A 13,986-nucleotide genomic window follows, 5' to 3' on the forward strand; every position below is an offset into this window, starting at 1 on the left:
ACGGACGTCACATAGGGTGGAATGCATGCCAAACCTCATCGGCCTGCCGGGGCAGGCTGTCGCCAAAGTTCAGCAGTACCTCGACCGCGGCGCGGCCGAATTGCACTACGTGCGCAAGATCTTCGAATCGGGTGCGTTCCGGATCGAGGCGCCGCAGAACTACGCCGCGATGGCCGCCGACATCTACAAGTGGGGCGAGTTCGGCATGCTGCCGTCGCTCAACGCAAGGCGCCATCCGGACAACGCCGCCTGCATCGACGAGGAGGGCGAATTCACCTACCGCGAGCTCGATGACGCCGCGCACGCGGTGGCCAACGGGCTGCTGGAGAAGGGGGTCAGGGGCGGCGACGGCGTCGCCGTCCTGGCCCGCAACACACGCTGGTTCCTCATCGCCTACTTCGGTGCCGCACGCGTGGGCGCCCGCATCATCCTGCTCAACAGCGAGTTCTCCGGCCCGCAGATCAAGGAGGTGGCTGAGCGCGAGGGCGCCAAGCTGATCATCTACGACGACGAGTACACGAAGGCCGTCAGCAAAGCCGAGCCGGAGCTGGGCAAGCTGCGGGCGCTGGGATCCAATCCGGATGCGGACGAGCCGTCGGGCAGCGAGGACGAGACGCTGGCCGACCTGATCGAGCGCAGCGACAAGTCTCCCGCCCCGAAGGCGAGCAAGCACTCGTCGATCATCATCCTGACCAGCGGCACCACCGGCACGCCCAAAGGCGCGAACCGCAGCACCCCCCCAACGCTGGCGCCAATCGGGGGCATCCTGTCGCACGTGCCGTTCAGGGCAGGCGAGGTGACCTCGCTTCCCGCGCCGATGTTCCACGCGCTGGGTTTCCTGCACGGCACCATCGCGATGTTCCTCGGCTCGACGCTGGTGCTGCGCCGGAAGTTCAAGCCGCCACTGGTGCTCGAGGACATCGAGAAGTACAAGGTGACCGCGATGGTCGTCGTCCCGGTAATGCTGTCGCGCATCCTGGATGCGATCGAAAAGATGGACTCCAAACCCGACCTGTCCTCACTGAAGATCGTCTTCGTGTCCGGCTCGGCGCTCGGGTCGGAGCTTGCGGAACGGGCGCTCAAGGACCTGGGACCCGTCGTCTACAACATGTACGGCTCGACGGAAATCGCCTTCGCCACGATCGCCGAGCCCAAGCACCTGGAATTCAATTCCTCGACCGTCGGCCCGGTCGTCAAGGGCGTCAAGGTCAAGATCTTCGACGACAACGGCAAGGAGTTGCCACAGGGTGAGGTCGGGAGGATCTTCGTCGGCAACGCGTTCCCGTTCGAGGGATACACCGGCGGCGGCAAGAAGCAGATCATCGACGGGATGTTGTCCTCCGGCGACGTCGGCTACTTCGACGAGAACGGCCTGCTCTACATCAGTGGGCGCGACGACGAGATGATCGTTTCCGGCGGCGAGAACGTCTTCCCGGCCGAGGTCGAGGACCTCATCAACGGGCATCCGGATGTCGTGGAGGCCACCGCCATCGGTGTCGAGGACAAGGAGTGGGGCCACCGGTTGCGCGCGTTCGTCGTCAAGAAGGACGACGCCAGCGTCGACGAGGACACCATCAAGCACTACGTGCGCGACCACCTGGCCCGCTACAAGGTCCCGCGGGAAGTGGTCTTCCTCGAAGAGCTGCCGCGCAACCCCACCGGCAAGGTCCTCAAGCGCGAGCTGCGCGAGATGGAGATCGACTGACTTAGGCCGGTCGGCGACCAGCGGCGTCCCCGGTCACCTGCGGGTCTGAATGGCGCGGGTGATCTGCGAGGAGAGCTTGGGATCGATCAGCAACTGATCGATCAGCGCGCTGAGAACCTCTTGCCCGGTCACCCGGGCGACGCCGATGCGGTCGGCGGCGTCGCGCTGCCAGACGTCGAGCGCGCGGTGGGTGGCCAACGGCAGGTCGACAGTGCGACGCGTGCGTCGATCGCGCGACGGCTTTGCGGGTACCTCGCCCAACGCGCTGAGGCGCTGCGTCGGCCCCGTCTGCCCGGGCGGGGGAGGCTTGGCGGTATACCGGGCGAACCGGTTGGGACCTGAGTTGATCGTCATCGCGCGACTTTCTCTAAGGTGCACATCAGTAGTTCCGCTTATCAGTATGCGCGCCGTTGGGGCCTTCTCATTCATACCACCGCTAGGCGCCTGCGGCGTGCCGCGAGCGTTCCACGCGGAGTGCGCGGGGACTCGGTCGCGGTAACCAGCAAAAACCGTTTACCGGCCCGTCTCTGGGCGCTGGATATAAGTAGCTACAGATAATTCGCCCTATTTTGAGCCATGATCAGTCGCCGAAGCTGGATATTTGCCGTAGACGTACAAGTCGTCTTCTAGACGATGGATCTCACCGTTACTTAATCTCACGAATTGGCGAGTAATGAGGTGCCAGACGCCGGACCTACTGAGCGCAGTAACTCCGTAAAAAGGGTTGAAAGGCCACTCGTCAAATGCGGGCTTGCGCGCTTCGGATGCGCAGATGTACTGAAGGGCGTGAATGCCAACTGGCCGAAAAGATTGTATGAAATACAAATATACGCAATTTCAGGAATAGCTAGCGCGAAAAAAAGCGTCCTATCGACGGGGCATGAATGGAAATTCATATGGTTTGCAGTGCAATTTTTGGGGTAACGTTATAACTGTCACGCGAACTTATCTCCGAAGGAGCTCATGATGATGATTTCACGGCGATCCGCCTATAACGCGGCCGCTGGTGCAGTCGGCGCCGGCGCGCTAGCGGGAGCCATGCTGTTCTGCAGCGTCCCCGCGGCACAAGCCGCCCCCGGCCCTGCTCTCGGCGCAAGTTTTGCGATGGCCGGGCCGCACGGCCCGGGTGGTCCCGCTGGGCCCCACGGCCCCGGTCCCGGCGGCCCCCACGGTCCCGGTGGGCCCCACGGCCCCGGTCCCGGCGGCGGCCGCAACGTTGGCCATGGTGGCTGGGACCGCGGTGGCCATGGTGGCTGGGACCGCGGTGGCCATGGCGGCTGGGACCGCGGTGGCCATGGTGGCTGGGATCGCGGTGGCCATGGTGGCTGGGGTCACGGCGGCGGGAATCACTGGTGGTGGTGAGCTAGCGCCGCCCGCTTAGCGGCCAAAGACCGGGCCATGCCGACCTGACAGACGTGCGACGGGTCGGCATGTCCCTTTTGGGGGCGATTACGGGTCGCGGGGCAGGCCCAGCAGCCGTTCGGCGATGATGTTGAGCTGCACCTCCGAGGTGCCCCCGTAGATGGTGGTGGCCCGGCTGGCCAGCAGGTACTCGCCCCACTTGCCCGCAAGTTCGGCGGTGTCGCCGATCGCGGCGTCGGTGCCGAAGGACGACACCGCGAATTCCGCGTAGCCCTGGCCCGTTCGCATCGACAACAGCTTCGAGATGGCCGCCGACGGCATGGCGTCTCCACCGGCCAGCGTCAACAGTGTCGAGCGCAGGTTCAGCACCTTGGCGGCGTGGCCCTCGGCGATCAGCTGCCCGGCCCGGTGCTGCGCGACCTGATCGAACTGCCCGTCGCGGACAAACTCGACGAACTCGGGAAGTGTCGCAAGGAAATTCGCGTCGCTGCCGCCGATCGAGACCCGCTCCGCCGTCAGCGTGTTGCGGCTGACCTCCCAGCCCCGGTTGACCTCGCCCAGCACACACTCGTCGGGCACGAACACGTCGTCGATGTAGACGGTGTTGAAAAACTCTTGGCCCGTCAACTCACGCAGCGGCTTGACGGTAACGCCTTCGCTTTTCATGTCCAGCAGGAAGTACGTGATGCCATTGTGTTTCGGGGCCGACGGGTCGGTACGCGCCAGCAGGGCGCCCCATTGCGAGAACTGCGCGGCGGTGGTCCAGATCTTCTGCCCGGTGATGCGCCAGCCGCCCTCCGTCCTGGTCGCCTTGGTGGACAGCCCGGCCAGGTCGGACCCGGCGCCCGGCTCGGAGAACAGCTGGCACCAGATCATCTCGCCGCGGAAGGTGGGCGGCAGGAAACGCTGCTTTTGCTCCTCGGTGCCGAACGCGACGATCGACGGGATGATCCACGCCGCGATCCCGACCTGCGGCCGCTTGACCCGCCCCGAGCTGAACTCCTGGGCGATGATGACCTGCTCCACCGGACTGGAGGCCCGGCCCCACGGCGTGGGCAGGTACGGCAGGACCCAGCCGCCCTCGGCGATCGCGACCGTGCGGGCGTCGCGCTCCATCGCCTTGAGCGCGTCCACCTCCGCCCGGATCTCGCCCCTCAGCTTCTCGGTGTCCGGATCGAGGTCGATGTTGACCGCGCGCATTCCCGTGCTGGTCGCCGTGTCCACCACCTTCTGCGGGTACTCCGAAGCGCGGCCGAAGGAGGCGGCCAGCATCACCGCCCGGCGGTAGTAGACGTTCGTGTCGTGTTCCCACGTGAACCCGATCCCGCCGTGCACCTGAATGCAATCCTGCGCGCAGCGCTGGGCGGCCGCCGGCGCCAATGTCGCCGCCACCGCGGCGGCGAACTCGACTCCGGAAGCGACGATGTCCCAATCGTTTTGGCCGGCCTCGTCGATCGCGCGGGCCGCATCCCAGACGGCCGCGGTGGCCCGCTCGGTGTCGGCGATCATCTCCGCGCACTTGTGCTTGATGGCCTGGAACTGGCCGATCGGCCTGCCGAACTGCTCCCGGATCTTCGCGTATTGCGACGCCGTGTCGGTCGCCCAGCGCGCCACGCCGATGGCCTCGGCCGACAGCAGCGTCGTCATCAGCGCGTGCGCGGTCGCCATGTTCAGGTTTCCCAACACGACGTCGTCGCCGACCTCGACGGCGTTGGCCCGCACATGCGCGATGGGCCGCAGCGGGTCAACGCTTTTCACCGGCACGATCTCGAGCTGTTCGGCGCGCAGCACCACCCATTCCTCGCCGCTGTCGATCGCGACCGGCAGCACCAGCAGCGACGCCTGCGCGGCGGCCGGGACCGCGCGGACCTCGCCGCGGATAACCAGTGCGTCACCCTGACGGGTGGCGGTCAGCGCGGAGCAATCCAGCCCGTAAGCGCCGATCGCCGCGCCGGACGCCAGCTCGGCGAGGACCTTCGCGTGCGGGTCGTGCGCGGAGATCAGCGCGCTTGCGATGGCCGACGGCACGAACGGGCCGGGCATCGCCCCGTAGCCGAACTCGGCCAGCANCCAAACCCCGGCCCGCCGCCCGACCCCCCCAACTCCCCGCCCTGCGGGCCCTGTTCGGCCGCGGCCCGCCAGTACGGCGGGGGGTTCTCGATCGGTGTCTCCATGGCCTGGTGCAGCACCTCGGGCGGCGCGACGCGCGCCACCAGGGACCGCACCGAGTCGGCCAGGTCTTGATGCTCAGGAGTTATTGCGATCGGCATTGGTCGCCTTCCCATGGCTCGCGTTTCGGCCCAGCAGCTTCCAAGCTAACAACCAGTCGGTTGGTTGACTACATGGGCCAGCGGCTGGCCGTCGCGCAGCCGGCGGCAGTTGGCCACCGCCTCGGTCAGGTACCGGCGCATGGTGTCCGCGGTGTACCAGGTGACATGCGGCGTCAGCACCACGTTGTCCAGGCCGAGCAGCGGATTGTCCGGCGCCACCGGCTCGACCTCGAAGACGTCCAGCCCCGCCGCGGCGAGCCCGCCCGTGCGCAGCGCGTCGACCAGGGCCCCCTCGTCGACGACGGCACCACGGGACGTGTTGACCAGCACCGCATTCGGTTTCATCCGGGCCAGCGCGGCGCGGCCGAGCAGATGACGGGTCTGCGCCGTCAGGGGCAGGTGCAGCGAGACGATGTCGCTGGCGGTCAGCAATTCGGGCAGCGGCCGCCATCCGGGCCGGCCGTCGTCGCGGGTGCTGGTGTGCAGCACCATGGCCCCCATCGCCGCGACGATCTCGCTCACCCGCTTGGCGATGTTGCCGTAGCCCACCAGGCCGACGGTGCAGCCACCGATGTCGCGCACCGTCTCGCCCAGCCCCGGGTCCGACGGCCAGCCCCTACCCTGGCGGATCGCGCGGTCCAGGCCCGGTAGCCGGCGCAGCGCGGCCAGCATCAGCAGCACCGTGCCCTCGGCCACCGACGGCGCGTTGGCGCCTGGCATGTTGGCGACGGCGATGCCGCGTTCGGTGGCGGTCTGCACGTCGATCGTGTTCACCCCGGCCCCCAGCTTGTGCACCAGGCGCAGCCGGGCCCCGAGCCGCAGGTCGGCGCCCGACAGCGGCCGAAGCACATGCCAGATCACCTCGGCCTGCGGCAGCTCCCGATAAAATCCCGCGTCGTCGTCTTCGGCGCACCATCGGACGTCGAGCCAATCCGATTCTGGCGCAACGAAGTCGAGCACTTTGTCGCCGGGAACGAAATGGGCGAGAACCCTCAGCGCCACCGCTTGGTGATCCACCTGGCGATGGTATCGGCCTGTTCGCTGCGTGCGCCCGGGGTGGTGAAGTAGTGGTCGGTGTCGATCGAGACCCGCGCCTTGTCCGTGCTGGCGAGCGCGTCGAAGATGCGCTGGGCGTCGGACGGGAACACGCCGGTGTCGGCCTCGGCGTTGATCACCAGCGCCGGGCAGTCGATGCGGGCCAGGTGCGGATCCGCCCGGGTCTGCGCCACCCGCAAACTCCACATGCCCAGCCAGTTGCGCAGGGTGCACGCAGCGGCGATGCCGTGTGCCGACCGGTTCGCCTTGGCCGGGACGCCCGCGTAGCACAGGTTCGGCTGGCGCTTGGTGGGCTCGATGCTGGGATCGACCATGCGGGGATCGGCCCAGGTGCGCATCACGGTGAACGGCCGGTCCGAAAACCCCGCGGCGCGAACCCGTTTGAGCTCCGTCTCGGCCCAGTCGGTGATGGCGTGGTTGCGCGCGGTCTGCGCCTTTCGGTAGCGGGCGATGAACTCCGCCGGGTACGGGGGGCCGTTGTCCTCGTTGAACAGGTCGAGGTCGGTGGCGGTGGCGACCGGGTCGTTCTCGTCGACGACGGCGGCGTCCATCCAGGCCGTCAGCACGTCGGGGCGCCCGGGGTGGGCCGCGGTGGCCACGTAGCCGTCGGCGGGGATCAACTCTGTCAGCCCGGCCGCGGGGCGCATGCCTTCGAGCGGGGTCACGTTGGGTTCGACCGCCTGTGACTGATAGGCAGCCATCAACGATCCGCCACCCGAATTACCCAGCAGCACAACGGTATCGATGCCTTGCACTTCCCGCAGCCAACGCACCCCGACACCGATGTCGACCAGCGCGTGGTCGAGGAGGAAGCTGCTCTCGAAGCCGCGGAATCTGGTGTTCCAGCCCAGGAATCCGACTCCGCGGGTGGCCATGTAGTCCGCGAGGTAGTGCTCGGAGAAGTCGATTTGATAGTGCGCAGCGATCATCGCCACCTTCGGCTTGCGTCCCACCGCACGGTGGTAGAGGCCCTGGCAGGGATGCCCGCCGGCGCCGGCACGCCCGGCGGTGGGCGACGGCAGCCCGATGAACTCGCGGAGCACCCCGGCGGCGGCGTTGCGACGGTTCAATTCGGTGCACCTCCGTCGGTGTAGATGGCCCGGTAGTAAATGTTGGCCAGCGTCCGGATGCACGCCTCGTCATCGGGCTCGCCGGGGCCGGCGAGCTGGATGTAACAGAACTGGTAGAACATGGCCAAGATCGCCTCGGCGATCAGCCGTGGATCGTCGTCGGTGCAGTGGCCCTTGGCCTGGGCGCGCTGCACCGAATCGCTGATGAAAGCGATTGGCGTAGAACAGATTTCGGACCAGTACTGCGCGAAGTCATCGTTGACCATCGCCAGCTGATAAATGCTGACGACCTCGGCGCGCCGGTTGCGGTAGGTGTGCCACTGCGCGGCGGCGGCCTGGTATGCGCGCTCGCGATCGGACAAGCCGTGTTCGGTCACCGCACGCGCCCGCTGGGTGATTTCCTCGCGGAACCGCAGGGCCCATTCGCGGACCATCGCCTCCTTGGAGTCGTAGTAGTTGTAAAACGAGGCTGAGGAACGGCCCGCCTCGGCGGCGATGTCGGCGATCGTTGTCGCCAGAATGCCCTTGCGCGCGATGACGCTCCGGGCGGCCATGTCGATCGCGGCCTGTGTCCGCCTGCCGCGCCGCGTCGGAAACGCCCGGACGGGGTCGGCTCGGCCATGAGGTTTCGCTGCGGTCGACACCCGGGCGCACCTCCCTAGAGCAAAACTGAACCTGATGTTAGATTCAGATTTGCATCTTGGCCATGACCCGCGGAGGGGAGCCGCATGATGATCAAGCCGCACAACGCCAACACCGAATTCGAGCTCGGCGGGATCAACCATGTCGCTCTGGTGTGTTCGGACATGGCGCGGACCGTGGACTTCTACTCCAACATCCTCGGGATGCCGTTGATCAAATCGCTCGACCTGCCCGACGGCGCGGGGCAGCACTTCTTCTTCGACGCCGGCAACGGCGATTGCGTCGCGTTTTTCTGGTTCGCCGACGCCCCCGACCGGGTGCCTGGCCTCTCGTCGCCGGGCGCGATCCCCGGCATCGGGGACATCACCAGCGCGGTGAGCACCATGAACCATCTCGCGTTCCACGTGCCGGCCGAGAAGTTCGACGACTACCGGCAGCGGCTGAAGGACAAGGGCGTGCGGGTGGGCCCGGTGCTCAACCACGACGAGAGCGAGCGCCAGGTCTCCGCGACGGTGCATCCCGGCGTTTACGTGCGCTCGTTCTACTTTCAGGACCCCGACGGCATCACACTGGAATTCGCCTGCTGGGTCAGGGAATTCGGCACGAGCGACACCAGGGCCGTGCCCAAGACCGCGGCCGACCGCAGGCCCCCGGTGGAGGCCGTACGCTGAAACGGAGATGACCCACGGCATACTGTCCGACGCCCAGATCGCGGCGCTGACACCCGAGCAGCGCCGCGACCTGATCAGCCGGCTGGAGCAACCGCTGAGCGACGTGATCGACCCGGCGTTCCTCAGTCGGGTGCGGCGCATCCGGTTGAGCCTGATGACCGGGGGCTCGATCGCGATGATCCCCTGGCTCGGGTATCTGTCGATGACGCTGCCGCAGAACTACGTCGCCCACAATTGGACCCTCACCTGGATCGGTTTCGACGTCCTGCTGGTCGGGTTCATGATGGCTACCGCGGTGCTCGGCTACCTGCGCCGTCAGCTGCTGGTGCCGGCCGCGTTCACCACCGGGGTGTTGCTGATCTGCGACGCGTGGTTCGACCTGATGACCGCCGGGCCCAAGGACGTCTGGCTGTCGGTCACCACCGCGTTGCTGATCGAGGTGCCGGTGGCGGTCTTCATGATCTTCAGTGCCCAGCGGCTGCTGCGGCTCACGCTGATGCGGTTGTGGTTGATCAATCCTGGGATGCGGCTGTGGCACCTGCCGCTGTTTCCGTGACGCGGTACAGGTCGGGGTTGGTCAGTTCCTCGAGCAGCGCTGCCAGGTGATCGACGAGCTGGTCTGGCTCGAGTTGGACGTCGCCGGCCAGCCAGGCGCTGATGGTCTGCCCGACGCCGCCGACCGCGAAGTGCGCCGCCGCCTTGACGCGCTCGTTCGCCGGTGCACGCAGCGCCTCGACGGCGTGCTGGCCGGACAGCATGGCGAACAGCGCGCTGGATTCGGCGCGCTTGCGCACGACGACCGCGTTGGCCAGCTGGGTGCTGAACAGCAGCCGCCCGATGCGCGGATCACCGGCGATGGTCCGCACGATGTTGGCCATCCCGGCGCGGGTCTTCTCGTGCGGCGGCACGGCGGCCACCGCGGCCTGGGTGGTGGCCGCCAGCTCGGCGACCACCCAGTCGAACACCCGCCCGACGAACTGGTCCTTGTCGGTGAAGCTCTCATAGAAATAGCGCGCCGCCAGGCCGGCCTGGCCGCAGATGCCACGAACGGTCAGGTCGGAGATGTCCTGTTGTTCGGCGCCCAGCAGTTCCAGGCCCGCGGTCAGCAGCCGACGCCGGCGGCCGGCGAGCCGCTCGGCGGCCTCGACACCGCGGTACGGCCGCGCGTTGGAACCCTCAGCCATAACAACCATCTTGACACCGGCGCCATTACAGGACAACATCGGGAAACGGGTGTTCGCAGAATTGGTGAAGCGCCCCCGGGAGGACTCACTATGGCCGTTCACGAGCCCGTTCACGAGCCAATTCGGCACGTGGAGCGCCCCGTCGCCGATCCGCCCCGTTCGCGGCATACCCGACGTTCCCGATCGCGGCGCGCCCTGGGCATCGACGAGGGTTTGATGGGCGTCGCGCTGCTGGCCGGACCCGCGAACGTGATCATGCAGTTGGCGCGGCCCGGCGTCGGCTACGGGGTGATGGAGAGCCGCGTCGACAGCGGCCGGGTGGATCTGCACCCGATCAAGCGCGCGCGCACCACCTTTACCTACCTCGCGGTGGCCACCGCCGGCAGCGACGCCCAGAAGGAGGCCTTCCGCCGGGCGGTGAACCGCGCGCACGCGCAGGTCTACTCCACCCCCGACAGCCCGGTGCAGTACAACGCCTTCGACGTCGACCTGCAGCTGTGGGTGGGGGCATGCCTGTACAAGGGCGGGGTCGACATCTACCGCACCTTCATCGGTGAACTGGACGGCGAAGAGGCCGACCGCCACTACCGCGAGGGCATGGCCCTTGCCACCACGTTGCAGGTTCCGCCCGAGATGTGGCCGGCGGATCGGGCGGCCTTCGATCGTTATTGGCAGGAGTCGCTGGCCAAGGTGCACATCGACGACGCGGTCCGCGACTACCTGTATCCCATTGCGGCGGGCCGCATTCGGGGTGTGGCGCTGCCACGCAGGCTGCAGCGCCGGTCGGATGATTTCTCGTTGCTGATCACCACCGGCTTTTTGCCGCAGCGGTTCCGCGACGAGATGCGGTTGCCCTGGGACGCCGCCCGACAACGGCGCTTCGACCGGCTGATGGCCGTGCTGCGCGCGGTCAACCGCGCGCTGCCGCGCTTCGTCCGGAACTTCCCGTTCAACGTGCTGCTGGCCGACGTCGACCGCCGGATCAGGACGGGACGTCCCCTGGTGTAGCGCCGGCGCCGGCTTGATAACGACAATCATTTTCATTAGACTCCCGGTCTGGTAACCCTTCCAGCCCGAGGAGTGCCGCGATGACCGCGCCGATTTGGATGGCCTCCCCACCGGAGGTGCACTCAGCGCTGCTGAGCAGCGGCCCGGGACCGGGGTCCCTGCTGGCGGCGGCGGGCGCGTGGGATGCGCTGAGTGCCGAATACGCTTCGGCCGCAGACGAACTCACCGCGGTACTGGCCTCGGTACAGGGCGGCGCGTGGGAGGGGCCGAGCGCCGAGTCGTATGTTGCCGCGCATGCCCCATACCTGGCGTGGTTGATGCAGGCCAGTGCGAACAGTGCGGCGACGGCCGCCCAGCATGAGACCGCGGCCACTGCCTACGCCGCCGCGCTGGCGGCGATGCCGACCCTGCCCGAGCTGGCCGCCAACCACGTCGTGCACGGAATCCTGTTGGCTACCAATTTCTTTGGGATCAACACCATTCCGATCGCGCTCAACGAGGCCGACTACGTGCGGATGTGGATTCAGGCCGCCACCACGATGGGCGTCTATCAGGCGGTGTCCACCACGGCGGTGGCGGCGACGCCGACGACCACCCCCGCGCCGCAAATTGTGAAATCCGACGCGACAACGAACCCCGCGGCGAGCACCAACCCGCTGCAGAACTTCCTGCAGCAGATCCTGCAGTTCTACCAAAGCCTGCTCACCAACCCCTTGAATTCCGATCCGGCCAACCCGGCAAATTTCCCGCCGTGGTTCGTGCAGGGCCTGCAGAACTTCGGTATCGGAAATGGCCCGGTTGTGCACGCGCCCCTGCTCGACTACCCGTGGGATACCTGGCTTTCCAATATCCTGCAGAACTTCGGGATAAATTGGAATCCCAGCCTGGGCATGGTGAACGGACTCACCTACGACGCCTATACGGATCCGACCACAAAGCTCTGGTGGGTCGCTCGATCCCTCGAAGTCTTTGAGGATTTACAACAGTTCGGCACCTACCTCGTGCAAAACCCGGTAGAGGCTTTTCAATACCTGATCAGCTGGCAACTGTTCGATTTTCCGCTTCACGTAGAAGAATNGGCGGTTCCTGTTCTGGCGCTCGGCGTCGTAGTCAGCGGGTTGATCGCGGCGTTCGTGTCACCGGAACGATTGGCGCGCTGGCTGCCGCGCCGACCCGCGGTGGCGGTGTTGGCCGCCGGCGTGGGCGGGGCGGCGTTGCCCGGCTGTGAATGCGGTTCGGTTCCGGTGGCGCGGCGATTGTTCGGCGAAGGAGGGGCCACGGGGGCGGCGGCTTTGACGTTCATGCTGGCCGCGCCGGCGATCAACCCCGTCGTGCTGGTGGCCACCGCGGTCGCATTTCCCGGTGCGCCCGGGATGGTCGTCGCGCGCATGGCCGCCTCGCTGCTGACCGCGGTGATCATGGGCTGGGCGTGGTCGCGTTGGGGCCGCGCGGAATGGATCACCCGTCGGTTGCCCGCTTCGGGAACCCGGACCGAGTCGCGGTGGACGGTTTTCACCGAGGCGGCCAGACACGACTTCCTGCAGGCCGCATCGTATTTGGTGGTGGGTGCCGCCGCTGCGGCCGCGCTTCATGTCGTGGTGCCACGCTGGGTGTTCACGCACCTGGCGTCGAACCTGATCCTGGGTGTAGCGGTAATGGCCACCCTGGCGGTGGTTCTGGCGTTGTGTTCGGAGGCCGATGCGTTCGTGGCGGCCAGCATGATCATGGTGCCGCTGCTGCCCCGGCTCGTGTTTCTGGTTGTGGGCCCGGCGGTTGACCTAAAGCTGTTCGCGATGCAAGCCGGCATGTTCGGCCGGGCCTTTGCGGCCCGCTTCGCCCCCTGCACGTTCCTCGTCGCGATCGCAAGCGCCTGCGGCGTCGGACTGTTCGTTCTGGGCGGCAGGTAGTGACCCGCGAAACCGAGAACACCGTGCTGCTGGTGGTGGGCATCAGCATCGTCATGATCACGATCACGGGCGAGTTCACCCGCTACGTCAAGCCGGGACTGCTGCCGTGGCTGGTCGCTTCGGCGGTGCTGCTCATCGGCTTGGCGCTCTTGGCGATGCTCGACGATATCCGCCGCGGCGGTCCGCGGAGCGGTGATGAGGTCGACGACCACGGCCACGCGCACTCCCATCGGCGCGGCATCGTGTGGCTGCTCGTCTTTCCCATCGTGGCCCTGTGTTTCATCACGCCACCGCCGCTGAGGCCGTCGGCCGCCGCGCCGTCGGTGACCTCGGTGTCCAATGACGTTCTGAATCGTGCGTTTCCGCCGATCCCCGCCGGCAGGGCTCCCGAACTGTCGCTGCCGGAGGTGCTCATGCGAGAGGCTCAGGACACCACCGGCTCGCTGAAGGGCCGGCCGATCACCGTGACCGGCTTTGTGCTGAACGAGGCACAGGGCGTTGACCTTGGTCGCGTCGTCATCATCTGTTGCGCGGCCGATGCCCAACTGGCCCGCATTCACCTGGGTGGCCCCGCCGCCGCCCAGGCGACGGGTTTACCCGACAACACATGGATTCGGGTCGAGGGCGAAGTCCCGCCCAGGCAACCGAATTCGCCCAAGATTCCGACGCTGCAGGCGACCGCGGTGACCCGCATCGACGCCCCGGCAAACCCTTACGATTACCCTCGTTGACGACGTGCCGGAGCCTCAATTGCTTCGACCGGCGTTGCGAGTCCAAAACTGGTGTCTGCCGAGATCCCTTGGCGCGGGAGTGTTTTCCCATTGTCCGAGCTCGAGCCAATCGCACAGGGCCGCGGCCTCGCCGTTGTCCGTGATGGGGCCGATCCAATGGGGTGGTCCGCAGGCTATCCGGTCGTCCGTGCAGGGCTGGACGAGAGCCATGACGCCGAATCCGGTTGGGCGCGAGGCACAGGTGAGTGGTCCGAGCATGCACGTGGCGCAGACCAGCATGGCGTGTGGACAGCGTCGGATCGTGGGACGAAGTTCGTCGATGACCGAGAGGGCGTGGTCGGCCGCACGCGCGGTACAGACAACGACGGTAAACGGGCGGT

General features: G+C 67.0%; 10 protein-coding genes and 3 pseudogenes. 7 read left to right on the plus strand and 6 right to left on the minus strand.

Translation table 11 applies throughout. From position 1 onward, the window contains the following. Positions 1 to 25: 25 nt before the first annotated feature. Positions 26 to 1,705, plus strand: a complete 1,680-nt coding sequence (gene fadD2 / locus BN4348_RS57110) for a long-chain-fatty-acid--CoA ligase FadD2 (protein WP_066917481.1) — start codon at positions 26 to 28, stop codon at positions 1,703 to 1,705. A gap of 33 nt (positions 1,706 to 1,738) precedes the next feature. Here fadD2 and BN4348_RS57115 read toward each other — a convergent pair whose 3' ends face one another. The 5 genes and pseudogenes from BN4348_RS57115 to BN4348_RS57140 form a co-directional block, all read right to left on the minus strand. Then, entirely contained in the window at positions 1,739 to 2,059 is a 321-nt protein-coding gene (locus BN4348_RS57115; protein WP_066917458.1) for an ATPase, read from the minus strand. A gap of 1,095 nt (positions 2,060 to 3,154) precedes the next feature. Further along, positions 3,155 to 5,337, minus strand: a pseudogene (locus BN4348_RS57125) (acyl-CoA dehydrogenase). A 45-nt stretch (positions 5,338 to 5,382) separates the two neighbouring features. Then, positions 5,383 to 6,354: a 2-hydroxyacid dehydrogenase gene (locus BN4348_RS57130; RefSeq protein ID WP_407937913.1), complete on the minus strand. Its 972-nt coding sequence runs from the start codon at positions 6,352 to 6,354 to the stop codon at positions 5,383 to 5,385. Continuing rightward, positions 6,330 to 7,463 (minus strand): alpha/beta hydrolase, encoded by a 1,134-nt coding sequence (locus BN4348_RS57135; RefSeq protein ID WP_096866236.1) that lies wholly within the window; start codon positions 7,461 to 7,463, stop codon positions 6,330 to 6,332. The genes BN4348_RS57130 and BN4348_RS57135 overlap by 25 nt, the downstream gene beginning before the upstream one ends. Further along, a complete protein-coding gene (locus BN4348_RS57140; RefSeq protein WP_066917460.1) occupies positions 7,460 to 8,107 on the minus strand; it encodes a TetR/AcrR family transcriptional regulator in 648 nt (215 codons plus the stop codon). Before BN4348_RS57140 ends, BN4348_RS57135 begins: the two co-directional genes overlap by 4 nt. Before the next feature lie 87 nt (positions 8,108 to 8,194). Here BN4348_RS57140 and BN4348_RS57145 point away from each other — a divergent pair, with 87 nt between their 5' ends. Beyond that, entirely contained in the window at positions 8,195 to 8,776 is a 582-nt protein-coding gene (locus BN4348_RS57145; RefSeq protein ID WP_066917484.1) for a VOC family protein, read from the plus strand. Between the two features lie 7 nt (positions 8,777 to 8,783). Then, the gene (locus BN4348_RS57150; protein WP_066917461.1) at positions 8,784 to 9,332 is read left to right on the plus strand and encodes a hypothetical protein; all 549 of its coding nucleotides are present in this window, start codon (positions 8,784 to 8,786) and stop codon (positions 9,330 to 9,332) included. On the opposite strand, the gene BN4348_RS57155 is transcribed toward BN4348_RS57150, so the two are convergent. Then, positions 9,289 to 9,960: a TetR/AcrR family transcriptional regulator gene (locus BN4348_RS57155; RefSeq protein WP_372513908.1), complete on the minus strand. Its 672-nt coding sequence runs from the start codon at positions 9,958 to 9,960 to the stop codon at positions 9,289 to 9,291. The two genes, BN4348_RS57150 and BN4348_RS57155, sit on opposite strands and share 44 nt — an antisense overlap. A 90-nt stretch (positions 9,961 to 10,050) precedes the next feature. Here BN4348_RS57155 and BN4348_RS57160 point away from each other — a divergent pair, with 90 nt between their 5' ends. The 4 genes and pseudogenes from BN4348_RS57160 to BN4348_RS57170 all read left to right on the plus strand — a co-directional run bounded on the left by BN4348_RS57160 (position 10,051) and on the right by BN4348_RS57170 (position 13,606). After that, the gene (locus tag BN4348_RS57160; RefSeq protein WP_066917463.1) at positions 10,051 to 10,968 is read left to right on the plus strand and encodes an oxygenase MpaB family protein; all 918 of its coding nucleotides are present in this window, start codon (positions 10,051 to 10,053) and stop codon (positions 10,966 to 10,968) included. Between the two features lie 80 nt (positions 10,969 to 11,048). After that, positions 11,049 to 11,595: pseudogene (locus BN4348_RS63010) on the plus strand (PPE family protein); the annotation flags it as partial. Between the two features lie 452 nt (positions 11,596 to 12,047). After that, positions 12,048 to 12,875: pseudogene (locus BN4348_RS63015) on the plus strand (permease); the annotation flags it as partial. Continuing rightward, positions 12,875 to 13,606: a TIGR03943 family putative permease subunit gene (locus tag BN4348_RS57170; protein ID WP_066917464.1), complete on the plus strand. Its 732-nt coding sequence runs from the start codon at positions 12,875 to 12,877 to the stop codon at positions 13,604 to 13,606. The pseudogene BN4348_RS63015 and the gene BN4348_RS57170, both read left to right, overlap by 1 nt. Positions 13,607 to 13,986: the final 380 nt, after the last annotated feature.

It is taken from the genome of Mycobacterium interjectum, assembly GCF_900078675.2.
GTDB classification, from domain to species: domain Bacteria; phylum Actinomycetota; class Actinomycetes; order Mycobacteriales; family Mycobacteriaceae; genus Mycobacterium; species Mycobacterium interjectum.